Origin of the sequence: Streptomyces sp. A3M-1-3 (assembly GCF_024213665.1) — a bacterium.
Lineage (GTDB): Bacteria > Actinomycetota > Actinomycetes > Streptomycetales > Streptomycetaceae > Streptomyces.
Genome location: NZ_JANAVP010000017.1, coordinates 1 through 22,824, shown reverse-complemented (window position 1 = coordinate 22,824; position 22,824 = coordinate 1). Strand labels below are relative to the sequence as shown.

Annotated in this window: 22 protein-coding genes and 2 pseudogenes; 17 read left to right on the top strand and 7 right to left on the bottom strand. The window is 70.5% G+C overall.

Features of this window, described 5'->3' with window-relative positions; genetic code table 11:
* The first annotated feature begins 315 nt into the window (after positions 1–315).
* The 7 genes from NLX86_RS20240 to NLX86_RS20210 all read left to right on the top strand — a co-directional run bounded on the left by NLX86_RS20240 (position 316) and on the right by NLX86_RS20210 (position 5,029).
* Positions 316–699 (top strand): hypothetical protein, encoded by a 384-nt coding sequence (locus NLX86_RS20240; protein WP_254373147.1) that lies wholly within the window; start codon positions 316–318, stop codon positions 697–699.
* A gap of 396 nt (positions 700–1,095) precedes the next feature.
* A complete protein-coding gene (locus NLX86_RS20235; protein WP_254373146.1) occupies positions 1,096–1,398 on the top strand; it encodes a transposase in 303 nt (100 codons plus the stop codon).
* A gap of 104 nt (positions 1,399–1,502) precedes the next feature.
* The gene (locus NLX86_RS20230; protein ID WP_254373145.1) at positions 1,503–2,393 is read left to right on the top strand and encodes a MerR family transcriptional regulator; all 891 of its coding nucleotides are present in this window, start codon (positions 1,503–1,505) and stop codon (positions 2,391–2,393) included.
* Between the two features lie 307 nt (positions 2,394–2,700).
* A complete protein-coding gene (locus NLX86_RS20225) occupies positions 2,701–3,228 on the top strand; it encodes a ferredoxin (RefSeq protein ID WP_254373144.1) in 528 nt (175 codons plus the stop codon).
* Between the two features lie 34 nt (positions 3,229–3,262).
* Complete coding sequence (locus tag NLX86_RS20220) at positions 3,263–3,559, top strand: hypothetical protein (protein WP_254373143.1); 297 nt, start codon at positions 3,263–3,265, stop codon at positions 3,557–3,559.
* 108 nt (positions 3,560–3,667) lie between these two features.
* Entirely contained in the window at positions 3,668–4,492 is an 825-nt protein-coding gene (locus NLX86_RS20215; protein WP_254373142.1) for a hypothetical protein, read from the top strand.
* A gap of 393 nt (positions 4,493–4,885) precedes the next feature.
* Positions 4,886–5,029, top strand: a complete 144-nt coding sequence (locus NLX86_RS20210) for a hypothetical protein (protein WP_254373141.1) — start codon at positions 4,886–4,888, stop codon at positions 5,027–5,029.
* Positions 5,030–5,224: 195 nt separating this feature from the next.
* Here the strand turns inward: NLX86_RS20210 and NLX86_RS20205 are convergent, their stop codons facing one another.
* The 4 genes from NLX86_RS20205 to NLX86_RS20190 form a co-directional block, all read right to left on the bottom strand.
* Positions 5,225–5,425 (bottom strand): hypothetical protein, encoded by a 201-nt coding sequence (locus tag NLX86_RS20205; protein ID WP_254373140.1) that lies wholly within the window; start codon positions 5,423–5,425, stop codon positions 5,225–5,227.
* Positions 5,426–5,529: 104 nt separating this feature from the next.
* On the bottom strand, positions 5,530–5,751 hold the full coding sequence (locus tag NLX86_RS20200; protein WP_254373139.1) for a hypothetical protein: 222 nt from the start codon (positions 5,749–5,751) through the stop codon (positions 5,530–5,532).
* Positions 5,752–5,756: 5 nt separating this feature from the next.
* Complete coding sequence (locus tag NLX86_RS20195) at positions 5,757–7,316, bottom strand: glycosyltransferase family 39 protein (protein ID WP_254373138.1); 1,560 nt, start codon at positions 7,314–7,316, stop codon at positions 5,757–5,759.
* A gap of 141 nt (positions 7,317–7,457) precedes the next feature.
* Complete coding sequence (locus NLX86_RS20190) at positions 7,458–10,217, bottom strand: D-alanyl-D-alanine carboxypeptidase (RefSeq protein ID WP_254373137.1); 2,760 nt, start codon at positions 10,215–10,217, stop codon at positions 7,458–7,460.
* 178 nt (positions 10,218–10,395) lie between these two features.
* Here NLX86_RS20190 and NLX86_RS20185 point away from each other — a divergent pair, with 178 nt between their 5' ends.
* The 3 genes from NLX86_RS20185 (at position 10,396) to NLX86_RS20175 (ending at position 12,744) form a co-directional block, all read left to right on the top strand.
* Entirely contained in the window at positions 10,396–11,163 is a 768-nt protein-coding gene (locus NLX86_RS20185) for a GPP34 family phosphoprotein (protein WP_254373136.1), read from the top strand.
* A 276-nt stretch (positions 11,164–11,439) separates the two neighbouring features.
* The gene (locus NLX86_RS20180) at positions 11,440–12,345 is read left to right on the top strand and encodes a helix-turn-helix transcriptional regulator (RefSeq protein ID WP_254373135.1); all 906 of its coding nucleotides are present in this window, start codon (positions 11,440–11,442) and stop codon (positions 12,343–12,345) included.
* A gap of 189 nt (positions 12,346–12,534) precedes the next feature.
* Positions 12,535–12,744, top strand: coding sequence for a DUF397 domain-containing protein (locus NLX86_RS20175; RefSeq protein WP_254373134.1), 210 nt, complete (start codon positions 12,535–12,537; stop codon positions 12,742–12,744).
* Positions 12,745–12,861: 117 nt separating this feature from the next.
* On the opposite strand, the pseudogene NLX86_RS20170 reads toward NLX86_RS20175, so the two are convergent.
* Positions 12,862–13,535 (bottom strand): annotated as a pseudogene (locus NLX86_RS20170) (hypothetical protein).
* Positions 13,536–13,685: 150 nt separating this feature from the next.
* Here NLX86_RS20170 and NLX86_RS20165 point away from each other — a divergent pair.
* The 7 genes from NLX86_RS20165 (at position 13,686) to NLX86_RS20135 (ending at position 22,337) form a co-directional block, all read left to right on the top strand.
* Entirely contained in the window at positions 13,686–14,885 is a 1,200-nt protein-coding gene (locus NLX86_RS20165) for a PLP-dependent aminotransferase family protein (RefSeq protein ID WP_254373133.1), read from the top strand.
* Positions 14,886–14,977: 92 nt separating this feature from the next.
* Positions 14,978–15,760 carry an SDR family oxidoreductase gene (locus tag NLX86_RS20160; protein WP_254373132.1) on the top strand — a complete coding sequence of 261 codons (783 nt, stop codon included), beginning with the start codon at positions 14,978–14,980 and terminating at the stop codon, positions 15,758–15,760.
* Between the two features lie 122 nt (positions 15,761–15,882).
* The gene (locus NLX86_RS20155) at positions 15,883–18,513 is read left to right on the top strand and encodes a bifunctional FO biosynthesis protein CofGH (protein ID WP_254373131.1); all 2,631 of its coding nucleotides are present in this window, start codon (positions 15,883–15,885) and stop codon (positions 18,511–18,513) included.
* Positions 18,514–18,595: 82 nt separating this feature from the next.
* Complete coding sequence (locus NLX86_RS20150; RefSeq protein WP_254373130.1) at positions 18,596–19,081, top strand: hypothetical protein; 486 nt, start codon at positions 18,596–18,598, stop codon at positions 19,079–19,081.
* A 115-nt stretch (positions 19,082–19,196) separates the two neighbouring features.
* Entirely contained in the window at positions 19,197–20,630 is a 1,434-nt protein-coding gene (locus NLX86_RS20145; RefSeq protein WP_254373129.1) for a flotillin family protein, read from the top strand.
* A 255-nt stretch (positions 20,631–20,885) separates the two neighbouring features.
* Positions 20,886–22,004 carry an ADP-ribosylglycohydrolase family protein gene (locus NLX86_RS20140; RefSeq protein WP_254373128.1) on the top strand — a complete coding sequence of 373 codons (1,119 nt, stop codon included), beginning with the start codon at positions 20,886–20,888 and terminating at the stop codon, positions 22,002–22,004.
* A gap of 81 nt (positions 22,005–22,085) precedes the next feature.
* Positions 22,086–22,337: a hypothetical protein gene (locus NLX86_RS20135; RefSeq protein WP_254373127.1), complete on the top strand. Its 252-nt coding sequence runs from the start codon at positions 22,086–22,088 to the stop codon at positions 22,335–22,337.
* Here NLX86_RS20135 and NLX86_RS20130 read toward each other — a convergent pair.
* Both NLX86_RS20130 and NLX86_RS20125 read right to left on the bottom strand, forming a co-directional pair.
* A pseudogene (locus NLX86_RS20130) lies at positions 22,307–22,474 on the bottom strand (SAM-dependent methyltransferase); the annotation flags it as partial. The gene NLX86_RS20135 and the pseudogene NLX86_RS20130 overlap by 31 nt on opposite strands.
* Complete coding sequence (locus NLX86_RS20125) at positions 22,447–22,710, bottom strand: hypothetical protein (protein ID WP_254373262.1); 264 nt, start codon at positions 22,708–22,710, stop codon at positions 22,447–22,449. The pseudogene NLX86_RS20130 and the gene NLX86_RS20125, both read right to left, overlap by 28 nt.
* Positions 22,711–22,824: the final 114 nt, after the last annotated feature.

Genomic DNA, 22,824 nt, shown 5'->3' with positions numbered 1-22,824 from the left:
CCAGCGACCTGGTGCACCCTGCCCGCCACCCTCGGCGCGATCCGCCGGGCCCAGGCCATCAACAACGACCCACCATGCGCAACTCCGCAACACCGGCGAAAGTCGCTGACAGGCGCGCACACAGGGTGATTCAGCCGCTCAAGATCGCCCTACTATCCCTTCCTGCTGCATCTCGGCTGACCACCGAGCAGGGGACGCGTTCCGCGAGATGGCGCACCGGCGCGGATGCACTGTCGAGCAGCTGCTCAAGCGCGACTTCCTCACACTGCTTTGACCCGCCGAAGTCGGGGTTGCTGTCGGTGTTTCCGCCTGGAGGTGGCGAGTTACAACTCGTCGCTGGGTGAGACGACGTTGCGGTTGAGGAGCGGCACGCTGATCCGTGGGTTCGGTGCGCAGACGCTGGACAACCTGCGTGGTTGGGCCTTCGACAAGGCATGGTGCGACGAGTACGCGCCCTGGTCGCGGCACAACGCGCAGGAGGGCTACGACATGCTGTGGTCTTGCCTGCGTGAGGCGGACGGTGATCTCAGGTGGCTGAGCCTGTCGCCCCTCCCAAAGCATCTGCGGTGCTCAATGGAACCGGGCTGGGCGACGAACCTGCGTAGATGCCTCTGCCAACTCTCGAAGACCGTCGGCATGCCCTCAGGCTGGGAACCTGATGGGAACAGCAAGACAAAGAAGGCCCGCGAAGGATCGTGAAGGATCACTCCCTCACCTTCCCCCATCAGGCCACTGACCTGCGGAAACGGCGAAACATCACGCCAGATCAAGCAAGACGAGTGAGCTTATGATCATGCTCCTAAAGCGGGTGTCGCAGGTTCGAATCCTGCCGGGGGCACAACGCATTAAGCCGCTGACCTGGGGTTTCTCCCCCAGGAAGGCGTTCTAATCGGCCTCGGACTCCCCGTCCGAGGCCGTTTGCGTGAGCGGTGCGTGAGCGGTGCGTGAGCGGACGGGTCGCCAGGCCCCGATATTCCTCCCGACGGATCAGCACCATCCGGCACGGACTCCTCCGCCTCGTTGGGCTCGTACTCCGCTTCGGGTGAGGTTCCCCTCGTACCGTGGAGTCCGTGACCAGATGGGTAGTTGAGGGTCATGGCACAGACGCGCCGGAAGTTCGATGCCGAGTTCCATGAGGGGGCTGTACGGATCGTGACGGAGACCGGGAAGACCGCCACAGAGGTGGCGGGGGATCTGGGGATCAATCCGGGCACGCTGCAGAACTGGGTGAACAAGGCCCGGCGCCAGGCCGAGCCGGCCGGCGGGCCGCTGTCGGAGTCGGAGCGCGAGGAGCCGGCACGGCTGCGGGCGGCGGACAAGGAGAAGTCCAAGAAGATCATGGAGCTGGAGATGGAGCGTGAGGTCCTCAAACGCTGCATGGTCTTGTGGGTGAAGTAGCTGCGGCGGACCCGGCCCGGGTGGTCGGGGTGACCTTCCCCCAAGGGCAGGGCCCATACTCCCGTCACCGGGCCGAAGCGGCCCGGTGACGGGAGGATGGGCAGGTGAACCAGGCTGACCAGACCACCGACGGCGCCGCTCTGCTCACCATCGGAGCGTTCTCCGCGCGCTCACGGCTGTCGCCCAAGGCCCTGCGCCTGTACGACCGGCTCGGGCTGCTCGCGCCGGCGCGGGTCGACGAGTCCAGCGGCTACCGCTGGTACCGCACGGACCAGGTGGCGCAGGCGCGGCTGGTGGCCCTGCTGCGGCGGATCGACATGCCGCTGGCCGAGATCGCCGAGATCGTCGGCCTGCCGGGTCCGCAGGCCGCGGCGGCGGTGGCGACGTACTGGGCGGCGGTCGAGGAACGCATCACCGTGCAGCGCGCGATCGCGTCCCATCTCCGTGACCGACTGTCAGGCAGGAAACCGGAAGACATGTACGAGATCAAGACCTGCGAGGTAGCCGAACAGGCCGTACTGGCCGTACGCAAGCACCTGTTGGCCGATGAACTGCCGCAGTGGATCCCCGCCACCTTCGACCGGCTGGTCAAGGCGGCCGAGGACTGCGGCGGGATCGCCGGGATTCCGTTCGTCGCCTACTACGCCGACGTGACAGAGGAGAGCGACGGCCCGGCGGAGGCCTGCGTACCGGTCTCCGACGTCGCGGCGGCCGAGGCGTACGCGGCGGTGAGCGGCGCGAGCAGCCAGAGCAGCGGCCGGAGTCTCGCGCTGCGGATCGAGCCCGCGCAGCGCTTCGCGTACGCACGGGTGAACAAGGAGGACGTGGTCTTCCCGCGGATCGCCGCCGCCTTCGAGGCGGTCGAGGACTGGGTCCAGCAGCAGGGTCTGACCGTCACCGGGCCCTGCCGCGAGATCTACTTCGCGGACTGGGACGCGGCCGGACCCGCTGACCCGGTGTGCGACGTGGCGTTCCCCATCGCCCCCATCGCCTGAGCTCCCCCTCGGGGGCGCCCAGCGCAGCGCCGCCGCGACGACCCCGACGAACAGTCCGGCCACCAGAAGGCGGCGGCCGCCACCGCGCCCAGCGTGAACATCGTGCCGAGCCCGAACGTCACCCGGCGGGAGAGGGCGTTGCAGAACGGAGGGGCAGACCAGCGGCGCGGGACCTTGTGACTACGTCGCCTACTCAGACCGCCGGCTGAGCACATAACCTCGATTCCTCAGCGGCAGTGATCGCTTGACTGGCCTGGTCGTTCGCCTGGCGGCGCTTCACGGCGGAACCCGAGACGGAGGGTCGTGAGTGATGGTCGGCTACTGGGATCCGCTTCCCGCCCTGGAAGCCGCAGGAGACAGCGGGCTCGTGTGGCGTGGTGACTGGAGCGACCGAAACTGGCGCAACGTGCCGGGCCCTTTCTACTGCGGGCTGACCGACACCGTTTGGCACCTGCTCGACGTCGCGCCGGACAACGTGTTGTGCGATGACGAGGACCGCGGGTTCGTCTTCCGGCAGCCATCAGACGCTGTGGCCGTTGCCGGAATCGTGATGACCGCCCACGACGACTGCTATCTCGGGTTCGCGCGGGACGGCGATGAGCACTGGACTGTGCCGGCGGTACGGGAGTGGTGGAGCGAGCGGCACCGCGTCGAGGAGTGGATTGATCGCGTCCTGCCTCAATGGGGTGCCAACGGCGATCTCGCCGAGGCAGCGGGCGCTCGCCGGTATTCCGAGTATCTTGCCGGAGAGCTCGCCGACGACCTTCGGCATTACATGTTCTGGCTCGACTGCCGGCGCTCCCCCGCTCCAGGGGAGTGTTTGCCCGAGCTGTAAGATTCGGCGTCAGGGCGAGGAGGGGCGGGCGACGGTGAATATCTACGGCGTCCTGGGGCCGCTGCTGCTGCTCGCTGTGGCGGCCGCGGCAATGTGCGCCGCGAACGGGCTCGATCGAGCTCTACGGCGCAGGGTCGGGTCCCGCCTTGTCCGGGTGCTGCTGTTCATGGTCTTCACGGGCAGCACGTCCGCGGTGATCGTCGGCGACCTCCTCTCCTCCTCTTGGTGGCCGGTGCTGCCGCTGGTCGCCGCGCCCTGGGCGCTGGTGCTTCTGGTCGTGGGGGTCCCCATGACCTGCCGCTCCACCCGAGTACACGGCCGCTACGCCTGATGCAGAAGTTCGATCCGTCCGATGTCGTTGCCCGGATCGGCCTCCACTTGAGGCACTCGCCCACCGCGGAAGCTGCCCTGCAGACCCTGTCGGCCGCTGGTCGCCGAGTTGCGCCCGTTGACGGTGCAGTGCGGGGCGGCGGACCCGGATGCGGAGAGCGAGGGCTTCTTCGTCTCGCTGCTCATGGTCCTGCCGTCCGATGCAGGCGATGACGTCGAGCAGGTACTGCGTGCGGCGATCAGGCCGCTGATCGCCTGCCTCGGCCTGCGGGAGGAGTGGTTCACCTTCGACGAGGAGGACGGCAGCGGCCGCCTGGATGTCGATGACGACACCTGGCACAGCGGGGGCACGGTCTGCGGGACGTACATGCTCCAAGCGAGAATCGGGGGCGATCCGTTCGACCAGCCGCCCGAGGAACAGGTTCCTCTGGGACCGGTGCTCACCGATGAGGAATGCAAGGAGTTCGCCGACACGGTCCACTGGTGGATGTCGACGCATGTGTCGCTCACCGTGGAGACAGTCGGGCTCGACGGCGATGCGGTGAGGGAACTCCTGGGGGAACAGGTCGCGCGGTTGCGAACCGCCGTCCTCGGAGCCGAGGCCGATCTGCGGATATCGGACATGCCACCTGAGGGGGAAGGGGCCTTGGTCGGCGCCTTGCTCGGTCCGATCTCACGCTCCCCGGAGGCCGCGATCTCGGCGTCCGTCGCCGCGCTCGGCGGCTGGGGGCCCGTATCCCACCACCGAAGCCCCCGCGGTCCGTATCTGACAGCAGCGCGGGAAGCCATGGCACCCCCCGAACAAGGCATCGTCCGCATGCTCCTGCTGGCCACCCCGGGCGGCGTGATGACCGAGCTCGCTCAAAGCCGACAGGCATTCGACAACGACGGCCACCCCTGCGTGTTCCCGGCGGCCAGCGGCACCAACGACTGAGACAGAAACGACGAAGAACTCAGCCGTACGGCGGGCCCAACAGATAGCCATGGGTTCACGCAGGGGACCTGGCCCGGTCGTACGGACTCCTCGACGCCGTGCCAAGCGGCGGTTCCGGCGGTGCCGCGGAGAAGGGGGAGCCGACGCGGATCGTGATCTCGGGCGGCCCGTTCACCTACAGCGGTCGGCCCGACAAACCGGGCCAGGACAAGCCGACGGCGGCAGGAGAACGAGCCAAGGTCGCGGTCAAACGCGCCCCTCCCGACCAGCTTCACTCCCTGTTCCGTCGTCCTGACGGCCACGACCGCGGACAACAACGCCGACACTGCTGTTGAAGCAGGGCTCGACCGCCTGGCCAAGCGGGGTTGGAAGGCGGATCCGGACAGCAATGCCGTGGCACGGTGGACGTACATCAAGGGCGACTGGAGACTCTCGGCCAACACCCTCCCGATCTTCAGCGTCCCAGCCGGTGACGAACCCTCCGCACCGATTCCGGGGATCAGCACGATCGACATCACCGTCAAAGATCTCTGCTGAGGCCGCCCTTGGAGGCCAACTGGCGACCTCGCACCGGGGACTGGCGCCGTGGCCGCTGATCCGTTTCCACCGCCCCGGCTGGGGGTCTTCGTTGACACCGGAATCCACGCCGAGGCCGACCAGCCGCTCCGCCGACCGCGGGGTACGGTGCGAGCCGTAGATCACGGGGCCCATGGGTGGCCCACCAGCCTCCCGTCAGCTCAGGCCCTTTGTCCGCTCGCCGATTCGGTCGCCCTTCGGGGAGCCCGCCCGCTTCAGGTCCGGCTTCGTGTGGGCGCCGCCCTTGACCTTGCTGTGGATCGGGCCCGCGTAGCCGTGGCCGGGTGGGGGCGGGGGTTGGTCGGTTGCCTGGGCCTGGGCGGCGGCCGTGAGCTCCTTCGTACGCTCTCTGGTCATCCGTTGTCACTCCCTCGAGGAAGCCGGGATGCGGTGAAGCTGCGCCACTTGGATCCTAGGCGCAGCCCGGTACGCATGCACCCGCGGTGACCGGGGGTGAGTGATCAGGTGCGGCAGGTGAGGTGCATCTGTGCTGCGGCGTGCGCGACGGCGTCCTGGGTTTCCCGGGCGATCCACGGACCGCGCCCCGCCGGGCCCGCGCCCGACCGGCCCACGCCACACACCGGGCAGCTCATCCCCGGCAACGCGCCTGTGCCGTCGCCGCTGCCGCACAGTCCGCAAGCCAAACCGGTCGCGCAGAGCGGGTGGATACGGTCCTTCCGCATTCGCGTCAGCGTGCGGAGCAGCGCCCCGGGCGCGCGTAGACCATGATCCGTGCCCCGGTGACCTCCTTGCTGCTGCATTGCTCGAAGTGGTCCTCGAGAGTCCTGCGCTTGACGACCTCCGGCTCGGCCGTGTCGAGCTGATCGCCCTCGGGGTCGCCGAGCACGACAATGCGTTCGGCGGCGAGCATCCGTGCGCGTGTCCGCTCAGCCGGTATCTCCTCGCCGTACAGAGAATCGGAGGAGCCCACTTCCCTGGCCAGAGCCAGATCGTGGAGTCCGCGGAACTCCGCCTGGTGAGCCAGCGTCCAGACGCGCCGTCTGGCCGGCGTGAAGAGCAGACCGTCACCCGGCTCCGCGGCTTCCCGCACCGCCAGCGCCACGGCGGCGGCGTCGTCCACGCGGCTCTCCGGGCTCCGCAGATGCACGGCCACGGGCACCAGGGACACCAGGACCGCCGCCACCGACAGGGACCACACCCACATCCGGCGCGACGTCTGGTCCAGCCGGCTCGGCGGCCGGAAAGCCCGGTCGAGCGCTGCGCCCATCAGCAGCGCGAACCCTATGACGTAGTAGAGGACATAACGCTCGACATACATCGGCCTGAGCTGGGAAGCCAGCAGCAGGACGACCGTGGGCAGGATCAGCAGCGGGAGGGCGAGCGTCCGCAGCCGGATCGGTCCGCTCGAACGGACGGGGGTACGGGCGCACCACAACCCTACGGCCGCCATCGCCGCAAAGCTCAACAGCTGTATGGGGTCGGGCCACATGATCCAGCTGACCTGCTCCGACTGGCTCATGCTGAAGAGGGCGAGCGGGGCGAGCCCGGCGACAACACAGGCGGCCGCCCGGACCCAGGACCTCTTCACGGATCGCGGCACGCCGGAGAACAGCATGGTCGCGCCGTGCGCCGTCAGCATCAGCACGGCGAACTCATGGAGCAGACAGGCAGTCAGCGCCACGGCCGCGTAAGCGATCCACAGCCGTCTCGTGGGCTGGGACGCGGCGCGCACCAGGAGGCAGGTGGCCCAGGTGACCAGGGCGCACACGACCGCGTAGGAGCGCCCCTCCTGTGCGTACTCCTGCACGGCAGGGATCAGGGGAAAGACCAGTCCGGCGAACAGACCCGCCCTCGGCCCCGCGAACTGGTGACCGAGCAGCCCGATCCCCGCGGCGGCCGCGGCCGTGGCCAGTACGGACGGCAACCGGAGGGTGGTCACGTCCCCGCCGAACACCGCGAAGAGCCCATGCATCAGGAAGTAGTACAGGCCGTGCACCGCGTCGGCGTTCTGCAGCGTGTTCCACAGGTCGGGCAGGGTGCGGTGCGCCATGTCGTACGTCACGACCTCGTCCCGCCAGACACTGCCCTCGCGGCGGATGCCCCAGAGGCCGAGGACGAGCGTCACCACCAGGGGGACCAGTGCGGCGGTGGTCCGGGAGGTCCACGCGGGGCGTTCGGCGGCGACGGCCGGGGCGACGTTCAGCGTGGTACTGATGACGGACTCCTGCGAGGGGCAGTTACGTGAACGGTCGGGCGCGCGGCGGAGGCGCTCCACATTACTGGGCACCGCAGGACCACTGGGCGGGCGCAGGACCACTGGGGGGAGTGCAGGAGCCCGGTCGCGGGTCAGGAGACAGCGGAGCCGGGTGCGGTCCTGGTGCCCGGGTCGGGCGACCCGGGCCAGGCGACCCGCATCAGGTGATGCGGGTCAGGCGACTCGCGTGAGCTTGTCGCCGAACGACGGCTCCGCGAGGTCCTGCTGGAGCGCGACCGGCACCTTCACCTGACTGGCGCCCTCACCCACGGTCAGCGTCCCGACATCCGTTCCGGCCCTGGCCGAATGCGGGACGGTCGAGCCGCCGTCGGTCAGTTCGATCTTCACCGTCAGGCCGGGCCAGCCCACCGCGTTCACGTCCTTGGTCGCGACGACGGGCGTCGTCCCGCCCAGGCCGTCGTCGACATGGCCGACGACATCGCCCTTCTTCACTACGACGCGGGACTCGAGCAGTTCCTGCGTCGCGAGCATGATGTCCTTGCTCGCCTTGATGGCGGTGCCGAGGATGGGCGTGTCGTGCTGGGCCAGCACCGCGCCGACGATGAGCTGGTCCGTGCCACCGATCGGCTTGTGCGCGGCGAAGAGCAGGTTGCCGCCGGCCTTCGTCGTGCTGCCGGTCTTGATGCCGAGCGCCCCGTCGAACGGGACGAGCTCGTTCCAGTTCCGCCAGTTCTTGCCCGACGGGTCCTTCCACTCCGGCAGCTTGGTGATGTCCATCAACGCCGGGATCTCCACCAGCTCCAGACCCAGCTTCACCTGGTCCTCGGCGGTGCTCACGGTCGTCGCGTTGAGTCCGGACGGGTCCGTGTACGTCGTGTTCGTCATCCCGAGCTCCTTGGCGGCCTCGTTCATCTTCTTGACGAACGCCTCCTCGGAACCGGCGTCCCAGCGGGCGAGCTGGCGCGCGATGTTGTTTGCGGACGGAATCATGATGGCCGCGATGGCGTCGTGGAGGGTGAGCTTGTCGCCCTCCTTGACGGTGTTGAGCGTCGACTCGCCGTCCGACTTGTCCAGCTGGCCCTCGGCCTCGCCCTTGGCGTCGATCTCGATCGACGGGCCGTCCTCGCCCTCCCTGAGGGGGTGGTTCTTGAGGATGACGTACGCCGTCATCGCCTTGGTGACGCTGGCGATCGGTACGGGCTTCTGCTCACCGGAGGAGCCGACGGTGCCGAGTCCCGACGCCGCCATGAACGCCTGGCCCTTCGCGGGCCAGGGCAGGGACGGCTTGTCCCCCTCGAACGCGAACGTCGACTTCGCGGTCATGGACAACTGCGGGTCGGGCAGTGGACGCACGAGCTGTACGACCGCGAAGACGATCGCCAGCAGAAGGACGAGCGGAGTCCAGATCTTGACCCGCCACACGGCCGTCCGCACCGGGGTGGGCGCGGGGGGCGGAGTGTTGGTCAGCTCGGCCAGCAGGTCGAGCGGCGGCTTGGGCGGCAGTGGCTGCTGCTTGGTCCTCTCGCTCTCCCCGAGCGGACGGCTCGCGGGGGCGGGGGCTGGGGCCTGCGCCTTCAGCGGTACGAACTTGCCGGCGCGCTCGGCCCCGGGCGCGGGCTGCGCGGCAGGCGGCCGTACGGCCTTGAAGGCGGTGGTGCCTTGATCGGCGGCCGGCTCGGGCTTTGCCGCGGACGCGGTGGCTTGATCGGCGGCCGGCTCCGGCTTGGCCGCAGGCGGACGGACCGCCTTGAACGCGGTCGTGGCCTGATCGGCGGTCGGCTCCGGCTTGGCCGGGGACGCGGTCGCGCCCTGATCGGCAGCCAGCTCCGGCTTCGGCGCGGACGGCCGTACGGCCCTAAAGGCGGTGGTGGCCTGATCGGCAGCCGGCTCGGGCTTCGGCGCAGGCGGCCGGACCGCCTTGAACACGGCTGTGGCCTGATCGACACGCTTTGCACTCGCACCCGCAGCGTCCTGCCCCGCAGACGCCCCGGAGGAACGATCCGGCTCGGCAGCCGCGTCACGGGCCTCGCCCGACGCCGCGTCAGCCGCGGAGCGGTCGCTCTGCGTCTCGCCGCGGGCAGCACGAGAGCCGTGCTCGGCCCCCTTGCCCTCCGCGCTGCGCACGGACTTGGCGTCCGGCTCCGCCTCGGTGGCAGACCGGGAACCAGGCGCGGGCACAGCGTCCGCCGCGGACTTGGGCTCGCGAGCAGCGGGCACGTCCACCTCGGCCGCAGCCTGCGCCTCGCGGCCTGCGGGAGCGTCCGTCCGGACAGCGTCCTTGGCCTCTGACCCTGGTTCGGCGTCCGCCGCAGGCTTGGGCTTGCGGTCAGCGGGACGGACAACGTCGTCAAGCCCCGAACCACGTTGCCGCTTCACGTCCGACTCGGCCCCGGCCGCAGGCCGAGAGGTGTCCGTGGCGTCCGCGCCTGGGTCCGGCTCGGCCCTGGCCACGGGCCGGGAATCACGCGCCGGTTCAGCCGCGCGTGACGACTCCGCGTCAACCGCAGCCTTGGACGCGCGGGCGGCGTCCTCCGCCCCCGCCTCGGGTGACGGCTTCGTGGCCGACTCGGCCCCGGTCTGCGCGTACGACTCCGCGTCAGCATCCGCACCCGCCGCAGCCTCGGGCTCGCGGCCGGCGGCCACCTCGGCGTCCGCGTCTGGCCCCGCCGCAGGCCGGGAGGCGTCCTCAGGGGCCTCCGGCGCCGGTTCCGCTCCCGCGCCCGAGGGGGGTTCGTCCGCCGTGGCTACCCAGGCTGCCACCGCCGCGCGCAGGCGCGAGTCGCCGGCCGCGGGTGCGTCCGTCGCCTCCGCCGGGCGCGGCATCTTGAACACCGCCGTCGGCTGATCCGTACCTTGCTTCGGCTCACGGAAGACGGACAGCCGCGGGTCACGCTCGGCCGGAGCGCTCTCCCCCGACGACCTCTGCTGCTCCGACTTGTCGGGGGACTCGCCCGCCACCGATGCCTCCTCCATAGCTGTCCAAGCTGTCCAAGCTGTCCGAACCGTCTACCAGTGTCCCGTCTCGGGGACCTCGCTCTCGTGCTAGACGAGAACGACATAGCTACCGGTTCCCGTACAAAGCACCCAGGCACTCTCGACAGATGAATGTGAGAGGGGTCACCCTGTCATTCATCCACGCGGGGAGGCATGGATGGGCAGGAGCCGCAGAACAATTCCGGAAGAGCTTCTGTTGCTCGCCTTGGACCCGACCACGGGAACCACGGCGCAGCCGCAGTCGCTCGACCTCGGCCTTGCCGGGGCCCAGCTAGTAGAGCTGGCTCTGGCGGGACGGATAGCCCCGGACGGGGATCGTATCGCCGTGGTGATGCCACGGCCGACAGGAGATCCGACATTGGACTCCGCACTGGAACTGCTGCGCAGACGCGGCAGCCCGGTGCGCGCCGTCCACTGGATCGGCGGGCCCCGCCTGGGGCTGCGCCAGACTTACCTCTCGCATCTGGAGCGGTGCGGCATGGTGCATGCCGTGGCGGGCCAGATGTGCGGAGTTCTGCCGACGACTCGCTACCAAGCGACGGATACGGCAATCAGCCGTGAGATCAGGGCCCGGCTGGACAGCGCGATCCGCACCGGTGTACCGCCGGACCCGCGGACCGCGGCGCTTGCCGCGCTGGCCCACGCAGTCGGGCTCGGCAAGCACCTGTACCCCGGCAATGAAGGACGGTCGTCCCGCAGCAGGCTGCGGGATCTGATCCGGCACGACCCCATGGGCGGACTCGTGGCGCACGCCGTGATGGACGTCCAGAACGGTGTGGCCGCGCAGCCACGCCGCGCTCAGGCACCGGGCGGGCGCCAGTCGCCGGTCCGGGGCACGGAATCCGCCGGGGTTCCGCTGCAGGCGATGCCACGGCAGCCGATGCAACCGCGCCGCGGGAGCATGGCACGCGCCGTCGCGCACTGAGCGACCAAGCAACTGAACGACCGAACCACCGAACGACTACACCCCGCACCGACTGTCCCCACAGACCCGGTTCGGGAGCTGCCAGTACGCGCGGGGTGGCGCAGCCGGTCCGTACCGGTCGCGCCACCCCGCGCGTCTGCATGCCCTCCGGGCGCACCGCCGCCCGGCTCGCATCCTGCTGCATATCTCATTTCCCAGCGCCGCCACGCCGGTTGGTGGCAATCTGCTCAACACCAGATACGCAGAGATACGTAAGCAGTCGGAGGTGCCGTTCACGTGGCGTCCAATGTCAATCCCACCGTCCGACGCCGCCGGCTCGGCATGGAGCTCCGACGCCTCCGCGAGGAGAAGGGCATGACGGCCGAACAGGTCGCCGAACGCCTGCTGGTCTCCCAGTCGAAGATCAGCCGGCTCGAGAACGGCCGCCGGTCCATCAGCCAGCGCGATGTGCGCGATCTGTGCGAGGTGTACGAGGTCGAGGACCGCCGCCTCGTCGACTCGCTGATGCAGATGGCCAAGGACTCGCGCCAGCAGGGCTGGTGGCACGCCTTCGGCGACATCCCGTACAGCGTCTACATCGGCCTGGAGACGGACGCTGCCTCGCTGCGCGTGTACGAGCCCCAGGTCGTCCCGGGCCTGCTCCAGACCCGCGAGTACGCGGAGGCGCTCATCAACGGCGCCCTGCCCGAGACCCCGCACACCGACATCGAGAAGCGTGTGCAGGTGCGACTGCGCCGCCAGGAGCGGATTTCCGCGCCCGAGCACCCGCTCCGCCTCTGGGCGGTGATCGACGAGGCCGCGCTGCGCCGGCGGGTCGGCGACAAGCAGCTGATGATCCAGCAGCTGGAGTACCTGATAGAGCAGTCGCAGCTGCCGCATGTGACGGTGCAGGTAATGCCCTTCGCGATGGGCGCCCACCCCGGGGTCAACGGGCAGTACGCGATTCTGGAATTCCCGGACGCGTCCGACTCAAGTGTGGTCTACATCGAGGGCGTCACCAGCGATCTCTATCTCGAGAAGGCGAACGATGTCCAGAACTACAGCGTGATGTACGAGCATTTGCGGGCGCAGGCGCTGAATGTGGACCAGACCCGGCAATTCATTGCGGACATCGCCAAGGTGTACGCGAAGGAGGGCGCGACGGAGAGCGGGACGGGGAGCGGGACGGGGTACGCGACCTGAGATCCCGCCCCTGGGGGCAGGGCGCCGGTACGGTACACCGTCGCCACCTCCGGGGGGAAGACCCCTCTGGTATATGCCATCCGGTCGAGTGAATGCGCCCTTCGCGCACCGACGTTGGCGAGTAGCGTCGATCACGCCATCAAGAACGTTGGCGCAGTAATCGACACAACTGGCTAGACCGGAGCGAACATGGCAATTCATCAGGGCGCGACGGATACCTGGACGAAGTCCTCGTATTCTACCGGGAACGGTGCATGCGTAGAGGTGAAGTCCCCCGTCATGCAGGCAATTGCAGTGCGTGACTCCAAGGTGCCGGAAGGTCCCTCGATCACCTTCGTGCCGGACTCGTGGACCGCGTTCGTCGCGGATGTGAGCCGGGGCGCGTTTGACCTCGGCTGACCACCACCATCCCCACAACAACTGCACAAGCACTAGTGACATGAGCCCTCTCGACTGGTCCGCCGTCCTGGCCGAGGGGGCTCGGCCATGCCCGCCTCCCACCCGCACGCCTTCCTGCTACCTGAGCTGGTCCACATACCGGTCCGTGCCCGGCACCGTCGGGATGAACGGCGCCACCAGCTCGACCCTCCCGAGGCACCCCGCGGCGGAGCCGCTGATGGATGCTGCCGACACCGCCTCGTCGAGCCCGGTGAAGTGCTCCTGCCAGCACTCCCGCGGGTCGCGCTCCAGGAACCACAGCAGGGTCAGCCGGGTGTCCACGCCCTCGACCTGCTTCACGTACGTCATCCGGTCGCCCGGCAGCGGCGTCGGCCGGAAGATCACCACCATCGCCGCCGGCGAGCCACGCGGCCGTCCCGGTTCAGCCGCTTGTTGATGCCGACGGTCCACTTCATGTGCTCGTCGTAGCGCCCGTCGGTGATCCAGTACGTGGAGATGTACGCGCCCGCGGTGACGGGCTGCGCGACCGCGGACTTCTCGGGATAGCGCAGCAGCTGGAGCTCCCGGGTGGCGACCCAGCGCCGGCCGGCGTACATCCACGGCATGGCCATCGCGCCGGCGGTGTAGTGGTCGTCCTCGTACCAGCGGTTGTAGGCGTGCTCGTGACCGGGATGCGGCTCGACCATGGTGATCAGCGCGTGGCCGGGCCGGACTCCGTACGGGCCGACGGCGGCCAGCTCCGCGTACGCCTCGGGAGAGGTGCCTGCCGTCGGTGCAGTCTCTTCTGTCATCCCTCCGGTGTATCTGATGGATCGTCAGTTAGGGAGGGGGTGGGAGGAGGTTCTCCGCGTGGACGGATAGGTGGCAGGTGCACCTTTACCCGTTAGGGTGCCGGAGAGAGCCGCCACGCCCCCGCCACCCGCCCCAGCGAAGGAGCCCCCATGTGCGCCGCCGCCCTGCCCCCACTCGCCGCCCGTGCGACCTCGGTCGGCAGTTCGCCCGTACGGGACATCCTCGCGCTCACCGAACGACCCGGGGTGATCTCCTTCGCCGGCGGACTGCCCGCCCCCGAGCTGTTCGACGCCGAAGGGCTGCGGGCCGCCTACGACGACGCGCTCAGCACCGCCCCGCGCCGCGCCCTGCAGTACTCCACCACCGAGGGCTTCCCCGCGCTGCGCGAAGCCCTCGCCGCCCGGATCACCGACCGTGGGCTGCCCACCGGGCCCGACGACCTGCTGATCACCACCGGGTCACAGCAGGCCCTCACCCTCCTCGCCACCACCCTGCTGGAACCCGGGGACACCGTGCTGGTCGAGAGCCCCACGTACCTCGCCGCCCTCCAGTGCTTCCGCTTCACCGGCGCGCGCGTCGCGGCCGTCCCCTGCGACGAGGACGGCATCGACCCCGCGGCCCTGGAGGAACTCGTCGTCCGCGAACGCCCCAAGCTCCTCTATGCGATCCCGACGTTCCAGAACCCGACCGGCCGCACCCTCCCTGCCGCCCGGCGCCGCGCGGTGGCCTCGGTCGCCGCCCGGCTCGGCGTGTGGATCGTCGAGGACGACCCGTACGGCGAACTGCGCTACGAGGGCGAGGCCCAGCGGTGGATCGCCGCGCAGCCCGGCGCCGAGGACCGCACCGCCCTGCTGGGCAGCTTCTCCAAGATCATGGCGCCCGGCCTGCGGCTCGGCTGGCTGCGCGCGCCGGATTCGCTGCGCCGTGCGTGCACCGTCGCCAAGCAGGCGGCAGATCTGCACACCTCGACCGTCGACCAGGTGGCCGCGGCCCGCTACCTGGCCGCCGCCGATCTGACCGGTCACCTGGACCGGGTGCGCACCGCCTACCGGGCGCGGCGCGACGCACTGCTCGACGGGCTCGACCGGGGCGCGCTGCCCGAGGGGTCCGGGTGGAACCGGCCGGAGGGCGGGATGTTCCTCTGGGCCCGGTTGCCGGCGGGCCACGACGCCGCAGCGCTGCTGAGGACCGCGGTACGGCACGACGTGGCGTACGTCCCGGGGGCGCCCTTCTTCGCCGCCGCCCCCGACCCGGCCACTCTGCGGCTGTCCTTCGTGACCCACACCCCCGAGGAGATCGCCGAGGGGCTGCGGCGGCTCGGCAAGGCGCTGGCCGCCCACGTCTCGTGACGCGCGGGGACCGTCGAGTGACTTCCCTGCTCCGCGCAACGCGCCTACTCTGACGCACCGTCAGAATCGGCGCTCCCAGGAGGCGACCACGCATGCTGCTGCAAGGGAAGACCGTCATCGTCTCCGGCGTCGGCGCCGGACTCGGCCATCAGGTCGCCGCCACCGTCGTACGCGACGGAGGCAACGCCGTGCTCGGCGCCCGGACCGAGGCGAACCTCGCCAAGGCGGCCGCCGAGATCGACCCGGACGGCACGCACACCGCGTACCGGTCCACGGACATCGGCGACGAGGCCCAGTGCGAGGCGCTGGCCGCGCTCGCCGTCGAACGGTTCGGGCGCGTCGACGCGGTGGTCCATGTCGCCGCCTGGGACAGCTACTTCGGCGGCGTCGAGGACGCGGACTTCGACACCTGGCAGCAGGTCATCGACGTCAACCTGCTGGGCACCCTGCGGATGACCCGCGCCTGCCTGCCCGCCCTCAAGGCGGGCGGCGGCTCGGTCGTCATCGTCGGTACGCAGTCGGCCGTGGCCGCACCCTCGCAGGTACGGCAGGCGGCCTACGCGGCCTCCAAGGGCGCGCTCACCTCAGCCATGTACTCCATGGCCCGCGAACTGGGCCCGCACCGGATCCGCGTCAACACCGTGCTGCCCGGCTGGATGTGGGGTCCGCCGGTGCAGGCGTACGTACGGTTCACCGCGCACACCGAGGGCGTCGCCGAGGCGGAGGTGCTGGGCCGGCTCGCCGACCGGATGGCGCTGCCGGAGCTGGCCACGGACGCAGACGTGGCGGAGGCCGTGGCGTTCCTGGCCTCCGACCGGGCGCGCGCGATCACCGGCCAGTCGCTGCTGGTCAACGCGGGCGAGCTGATGAGGTAGGCGCCCCCCCCTTGGCAGCGGGTCCAGTTACTGCAGAGAGCCGACGGCTGTCGATACGACTGGCGTCGCGAATAGCGCGCCAGGCAGCCTCCGCCCAGATCACTGAATCGTATGCTCGGACGATGACCACGACGAGCGACGCTCCCCAGCCCCAGCCCCAGGGAACCGGCACCGGACCGACCGCCAATGCCATGCGGCGCGCGCTCAAGCGGGCGCGGGGCGGGGTGGCGTTGGATGTCGCCGAGGCCGCCGTGCTGTTGCAGGCCCGCGGGGACGACCTCACCGATCTGTGCGCCTCCGCCGCGCGGGTGCGCGACGCGGGTCTGGAGGCGGCCGGCCGCGCCGGAGTCATCACGTACTCGCGCAGCGTCTTCATCCCGCTCACCCGGCTCTGTCGCGACAAGTGCCACTACTGCACCTTCGCCACCGTTCCCGGCAAGCTGCGCCGCGCGGGCCACGGGATGTTCATGTCCCCCGACGAAGTCCTGGCCATCGCCCGGCGCGGCGCCGAACTGGGCTGCAAGGAAGCCTTGATCACCCTGGGCGACAGGCCCGAGGACCGCTGGCCCGAGGCGCGCGAGTGGCTGGAGGCCGCAGGGTACGACGACACCATCGCCTACGTACGGGCGATGGCGATCCGCATCCTGGAGGAGACCGGGCTGCTGCCGCACCTGAACCCGGGCGTCGTGTCCTGGACGGACTTCCAGCGGCTCAAGCCGGTCGCGCCGTCGATGGGCATGATGCTGGAGACCACGTCCGAGCGGCTCTGGAGTGAGCCCGGCGGCCCCCACTACGGCTCGCCGGACAAGGAGCCCGCCGTCCGGCTGCGGGTCCTGGAGGACGCGGGACGCACGTCCGTCCCCTTCACCAGCGGGCTGCTGATCGGCATCGGGGAGACGTACGACGAGCGCGCCGAGTCGCTGTTCGCGCTGCGGCGCATCTCCCGTGCGTACCACGGCATTCAGGAACTGATCATGCAGAACTTCCGGGCCAAGCCGGACACGGCGATGCGCGGTATGCCGGACGCGGAGCTGGACGAGCTGGTCGCCACCATCGCCGTCGCCCGGCACATCATGGGCCCCTCCGCCTGCCTCCAGGCGCCGCCCAACCTGGTGACAGGATCCAATAGCTACGCGGGCGAGTACGCGCGTCTCATCGGCGCCGGTATCGACGACTGGGGCGGCGTCTCGCCGCTCACCCCGGACCACGTCAACCCCGAGCGCCCCTGGCCGCAGATCGACGAGCTCGCCGAGCGCTCCGCCGCCGAGGGCTTCCGGCTGCGCGAACGCCTTGCCGTCTACCCGGAGTTCATCCAGCGCGGCGAGCCCTGGCTCGACCCCCGCCTGCTGCCGCACGTCAGGGCGCTGGCCGACCCGGACACGGGCCTCGCCCGCGAGGATGCCGTCGTGGAGGGCCACCCGTGGCAGGAGCCGGATGAGGGCTTCGTGGCGTCGTCCGGCCGTACCGACCTGCACCGGACCATCGACACGGAGGGGCGGACCGCCGACCGCCGGGACGACTTCGACGCGGTGTACGGCGACTGGGACGCGCTGCGCGAGGCGGCGGCCCCGGGCATGGTGCCGGAGCGGATCGACACAGACGTACGGCAGGCCCTCGCCCAGGCGGCCGACGACCCGACGAAGCTCACCGACGCGGAGGCGCTGGCCCTGCTGCACGCGGACGGGCCGGCGCTGGACGCGCTGACCCGGATCGCGGACGAGCTGCGCCGGGATGTGGTCGGCGACGAGGTCACGTACACCGTCACGCGGAACATCAACTTCACCAACGTCTGCTACACCGGCTGCCGTTTCTGCGCGTTCGCGCAGCGGCGCACGGACGCCGACGCGTACACCCTCTCCCTCGGCCAGGTCGCCGACCGGGCGCAGCAGGCGTGGGAGGTGGGCGCGGTCGAGGTGTGCATGCAGGGCGGCATCCACCCGGATCTGCCGGGCACCGCGTATTTCGACATCGCTAGGGCGGTTAAGGAGCGTGTCCCCGACATCCATGTGCACGCCTTCTCGCCGATGGAGGTCGTCAACGGCGCGAGCCGGACCGGGCTGTCGATCCGCGAGTGGCTGGCGGCGGCGAAGGAGGCCGGCCTCGGCTCGATCCCGGGGACGGCGGCGGAGATCCTCGACGACGAGGTGCGGTGGGTCCTGACGAAGGGCAAGCTGCCGACGGCGACCTGGATCGAGGTCGTACGGACGGCCCATGAGCTGGGCATCCGGTCGTCCTCGACGATGATGTACGGGCATGTGGACCAGCCGCGGCACTGGCTCGGCCACTTCCGTACGCTGGCCCGCATCCAGCAGGAGACGGGCGGCTTCACCGAGTTCGTGACGCTGCCGTTCATCCACACCAACGCGCCCGTGTATCTGGCGGGCATCGCCCGGCCCGGTCCGACCGCCCGCGACAACCGGGCCGTGACGGCGATGGCTCGCCTCCTCCTGCACCCGCATATCAGCAATATCCAGACCAGTTGGGTGAAACTGGGCGCGGAGGGCGCGGCAGAGATGCTGCGGTCCGGGGCGAACGACCTGGGCGGGACGTTGATGGAGGAGACCATCTCCCGGATGGCCGGATCGAGTTACGGCTCGTACCGCTCGGTGCGGGACCTGGTCGCGATCGCGGAGGCGGCGGGCCGGCCGGCGAGGCCGCGCACGACGCTGTACGGCGAGGTGTCCGAGGAGCGGGTGGCGGCGGCCCGCGCCTCCGACGGGCACCTGCCGGATCTCCTCCCTGTGCTGGACTGAGGTCGGCCCTGTGCTGAAGCGATGACGACGTGAGACGATCCCGACAGGTCAGGGGAGTGGCGGGGCAGTAGGGGGGAGTCCGGTGACCTTGTTTCTCGGTCTCGGCATCGCGGGGGTCGTCCTCCTGGTGCTGTCGTTGGTCTTCGACGGCGTACTGGAGGCCCTGTTCGACGGGCTGGTGTCGCTGCCGGTCATCGCCGGCTTCGTGTCGATGCTCGGCTTCGGTGGCGCGATCGTGCTGGGCACCACGGACCTCGGGGCCGGTGCGGCCACCGTGGTCGGGGTGCTCGTCGGGATCGCGGCGGCCTTGCTGGGGTGGAAGCTCAGCCGCGCGCTGATGCGCGACCTGACCGCCGCCACTCCGCACCAGGACGATCTGATCGGCACCGCGGGATCCGTGGTCACCGCCATTCCGGCCGGCGGCTACGGCGAGGTGCTGCTGCGACTCGCCGGCCAGCCGGTGAAGTTCGCGGCGAAGTCCGAGGTGCCGGTGGAGCGCGGCGCGGAGATCTGGGTGGAGGCGGCGCTGTCGGCCACCTCGGTCGCGGTGCGCCCCGTCCAGCGCTGATCTGTCGCATCTATCGCATCTATCGCAGCTGTCCCGCTTGTCCCGCCTGTCCCACCGCTGTTCCAACCATCCGATTCGTTTCGATCTGCCGTCCCCGGGTGGCAGGGGGGTTCTCATGAGTTCAGTCGTCATAGCCGTGGCGGGAGTGGTCGTACTCCTCGTCCTTCTCGGCCTTGTCGTGATCACGCGCTACAAGGTCGCCGGCCCCAGCGAGGCCTTCATCATCACCGGCCGCCGCGGCAAGAAGTCCACCGACCCGGTCACCGGCCGGATCAGCACCGACAACAGCGGCCAGAAGGTCGTCGTCGGTGGCGGAGTCTTCGTCGTGCCGTTCGTCCAGCAGAAGTTCACCCTGGACCTGTCCAGCCGGCACATTCCGATCCACGTGCGCGGCGCGGTCACGCTGCGCGGCGTGAAGTCCAATCTCGAAGGTGTCGCGATCGTCAAGGTCGGTGGCAACGAGGACAGCATCCGGGCGGCCGCCCAGCGCTTCCTCCAGCAGCAGGACGGCATCGTCGGCTTCACCCAGGAAGTGCTGTCCGGCGCGCTGCGTGCCATCGTCGGCCGGATGTCGGTGGAGGACATCATCCGGGACCGGGCCGTGTTCGCCGGCCAGGTCGCGGAGGAGGCCGAGGCGAGCCTGTCCGGTCAGGGGCTGGTGCTCGACGCGTTCCAGATCCAGGACATCACCACCGAGGGTTCCTACCTGGAGGACCTCGGCCGTCCGGAGGCCGCCCGCGCGAAGCAGGAGGCCGACATCGCCGAGGCCAACGCCCGCCGGGCGTCGGAGCAGGCGCGGCTGAAGGCCGCCGAGGAGATCGCGGTCGCGGAGCGGACGTTCAACCTGCGCCAGGCGGAGATCAAGGCGGAGACCGAGGCGGCGGCCGCCAAGGCCAACGCGGCGGGCCCGCTCGCCGAGGCCGCGCGCCGACAGGAGGTGCTCGCCGAGCAGGAGAAGGTGGCCGAGCGGCAGGCGGCGCTGACCGACCGCGAACTGGACACCAAGGTCCGTAAGCCGGCCGACGCGGCCCGCTACCAGGCCGAGCAGGAGGCGGAGGCCCGCCGGGTCGCCCAGGTCAAGGAGGCCGAGGCGGACGCGGAGCGCTCGCGGCTGACCGGTGAGGGCGAGAAGCTGCACCGTGCGGCGCTGGCCGAGGCCGTGCGTATCGAGGGTGAGGCCCATGCGGCGGCGATCGCCGCGAGGGGTTCCGCCGAGGCCGAGGCGATGCAGAAGAAGGCCGACGCGTTCGCGCAGTACGGCGACGCGGCTGTGCTGCAGATGCTGGTCGAGGTGCTGCCGCAGGTCGTCGCCAAGGCGGCCGAGCCGCTGAGCGCCATCGACAAGCTGACGGTGATCTCCACGGACGGCGCGAGCCAGCTGTCGCGCACGGTCGCGGACAATGTCGCCCAGGGCGTGGAGCTGCTCTCCTCGACCACGGGTGTCGATGTGGCGACCCTGCTGAAGGGGATCACACAGCGGGGCACGACGACGGCGACGGCAGTACCCGCCGCCGAGTCCCCCAACGGCAAGATCGAGATCACAGACTGACCGCGATCGCGGACTGACCGCCGAATGCGGCGACAGGAGCCCGGCCGGTATCCGCACCGGCCGGGCTCCCGCACGCCGCAGGCACCCGCCGCACGGCGGACGCCGTGCGCGCCAGGTCGGGCAGTCGGCGCCCCGGCGGCAGCGGCAGCGGCAGCGGCAGCGGCAGCGGCAGCCAAATGTGACTAGCCGGGCGACTGTCCACATACCGATCCGCCCTCTGAGCCGCCCGTTCCCGGTCGATTACAGTGCTGCGCCATGAGCGCAGCAGCCACAGCCGTCTGGGGCCGGGCGGAGCAGCAGGACTTCCGCAGCCGGGTGCGCGGCACCCTGCTCGGCGGCGCCGTGGGCGACGCGCTCGGCGCGGGAGCGGCGGACCTGACCTTCGAGGAGATACGTGCCGCCCATGGGCCCGAAGGGATCACGGACTTCGCCCCCGCCTACGGCAGACGCGGCGCGGTCACGGCCGCCACCCAGCTGACCCTGTTCACCGTCGACGGTCTGATACGCGCCCAGGTGCGCCGCGACACCGGGGCCTGGCACCCGCCCACGGACGTCCACCGGGCACATCTGCGGTGGGCCGCCACCCAGCGCGACTGGGGTCCGGACGAGCGCCGCAAGGACAACGGCTGGCTCGCCCGCGAGGAATGGCTCTACGCCCGCCGCGACCCGTCCCACGCCTGCCTGACCGGACTGGGCGACGAGATCCTGGGCACCCTGGACCGGCCCAAGAACCCCACCGCGCGCGACGCCGGCGCGCTGGTCCGGTCGGCACCGTTCGGACTGCTGGTCGGCTGGGAACCGGCCCTGGTCCTCCAGCTCGCCGTGGAGTGCGCGGCGCAGACGCACGGCCACCCCACCGCGTATCTCTCGGCCGGCGCGCTCGCCCTGATCGTGCACGGCCTGGCCCGCGGCGAGTCCCTTGACGGATCGGTTCAGCGAGCGCTGTCCGCGCTGGCCTCCCGCCCGGGCCACCAGCCCGTCACGGACGCCCTGAAGCACGCGCTGGGCGCGGTACGCCAGGGCATGCCGTCCCCCGCGCTGGTCGAGTCCCTGGGCGACGGGCGGGTGGCCGAGGACGCGCTCGCCATCGCCGTGTACTGCGCCCTGGTGGGCGAGGACGTACGCCACGGGCTGCGCCTCGCCGTGAACCACAGCGGCGCGTCCGTGGCCACGGGCGCGGTCTGCGGCGCCCTGCTCGGCGTACTGCACGGCGAGACGGCGCTGCCGCCCGCCTGGCTGGCCGAACTGGAGGGACGCGGCACGGTGCTGGAGCTGGCGGACGACTTCGCGATGGAGATGACCCAGGGCCCGGCCCTGCACGGCCCGGCGGTATCCGCCCCGGGCTGGCTGTCGCGCTACCCGCGCGGCGGCTGACCGGGTGCCGACTCGCAGCCGTACGCGTGCCGTACGCGTGTCTGCGGGACGGCTGCGGGCGACCTGTGCAAGGTCATACGCATGACAGCGCCCCACACCCCGGCCCGCGCCCCGCGCCTGCTCACCGCAGCGGCCCTGACAACCGCCGCCCTCGCCACCGCCGGCCTCTTCGCCGCGGAGAGCAGCGGTACGCCCCGCACCGACGCGCCGGGCGCGCGGCAACCGCGCCCGGTCACGCTGCTCCCCGACGCGGCACCCGCGTCGGGGGCCCAAGGCCCGGGACCGAGCGCCGCGCAGCCTGCTCAGATCCGGTCGGCGGCGATGAGCAGGTAGTGGAAGCTGCCCTCCTCGTACGCGGTCAGGAACGCCTCCTCGATCCCAGTGGCGACCGAGGACTTCGCCCGCAGCTGCCAGTACGGAATGGTGGCGGACGTGAGGTCGACTACGTTGATGGGCACGAGGTTGTTGGCGCCGCTGTAGCGGGCGGAGCCGGCGTGAACGCACGGCGCACCTGATGGGCCTGGTCGATGACGGAGTGGGCGATCGCCAGGCGTTGGCCGAGCAGTTCGGGGTGGGCTTCTTCCGCTTCGCCGTCGACGTAGTGGTCGTCGACGGCCCATTCGGCCAGTGCGCACTTCGCCGCCGCCAGCAGTCGGTCGGGATCGTCCGTCTCGGGGTAGGAAGCTGCTGCTGATTGAGTGTCCATGAGTGTCTATTGCATGTCATGAGTAGCGTATGATCTTGCTTATGAACCTGACGGAATGGGCACGTGCACAGGGCATCGCCCCTCGTACCGCGTACCGCTGGTTCCGTGAGGGCA

Bases quoted from the DNA above. Each gene is read 5' to 3' on its own strand.
- NLX86_RS20235 (WP_254373146.1), top strand. From the start codon at position 1,096: ATGGCACAGACGCGCCGGAAGTTCGATGCCGAGTTCCATGAGGGGGCT.
- NLX86_RS20205 (WP_254373140.1), bottom strand. From the start codon at position 5,425: ATGACCAGAGAGCGTACGAAGGAGCTCACGGCCGCCGCCCAGGCCCAG.
- NLX86_RS20200 (WP_254373139.1), bottom strand. From the start codon at position 5,751: ATGCGGAAGGACCGTATCCACCCGCTCTGCGCGACCGGTTTGGCTTGC.
- NLX86_RS20190 (WP_254373137.1), bottom strand. From the start codon at position 10,217: ATGGAGGAGGCATCGGTGGCGGGCGAGTCCCCCGACAAGTCGGAGCAG.
- NLX86_RS20185 (WP_254373136.1), top strand. From the start codon at position 10,396: ATGGGCAGGAGCCGCAGAACAATTCCGGAAGAGCTTCTGTTGCTCGCC.
- NLX86_RS20175 (WP_254373134.1), top strand. From the start codon at position 12,535: ATGGCAATTCATCAGGGCGCGACGGATACCTGGACGAAGTCCTCGTAT.
- NLX86_RS20165 (WP_254373133.1), top strand. From the start codon at position 13,686: ATGTGCGCCGCCGCCCTGCCCCCACTCGCCGCCCGTGCGACCTCGGTC.
- NLX86_RS20160 (WP_254373132.1), top strand. From the start codon at position 14,978: ATGCTGCTGCAAGGGAAGACCGTCATCGTCTCCGGCGTCGGCGCCGGA.
- NLX86_RS20155 (WP_254373131.1), top strand. From the start codon at position 15,883: ATGACCACGACGAGCGACGCTCCCCAGCCCCAGCCCCAGGGAACCGGC.
- NLX86_RS20145 (WP_254373129.1), top strand. From the start codon at position 19,197: ATGAGTTCAGTCGTCATAGCCGTGGCGGGAGTGGTCGTACTCCTCGTC.
- NLX86_RS20140 (WP_254373128.1), top strand. From the start codon at position 20,886: ATGAGCGCAGCAGCCACAGCCGTCTGGGGCCGGGCGGAGCAGCAGGAC.
- NLX86_RS20135 (WP_254373127.1), top strand. From the start codon at position 22,086: ATGACAGCGCCCCACACCCCGGCCCGCGCCCCGCGCCTGCTCACCGCA.
- NLX86_RS20125 (WP_254373262.1), bottom strand. From the start codon at position 22,710: ATGGACACTCAATCAGCAGCAGCTTCCTACCCCGAGACGGACGATCCC.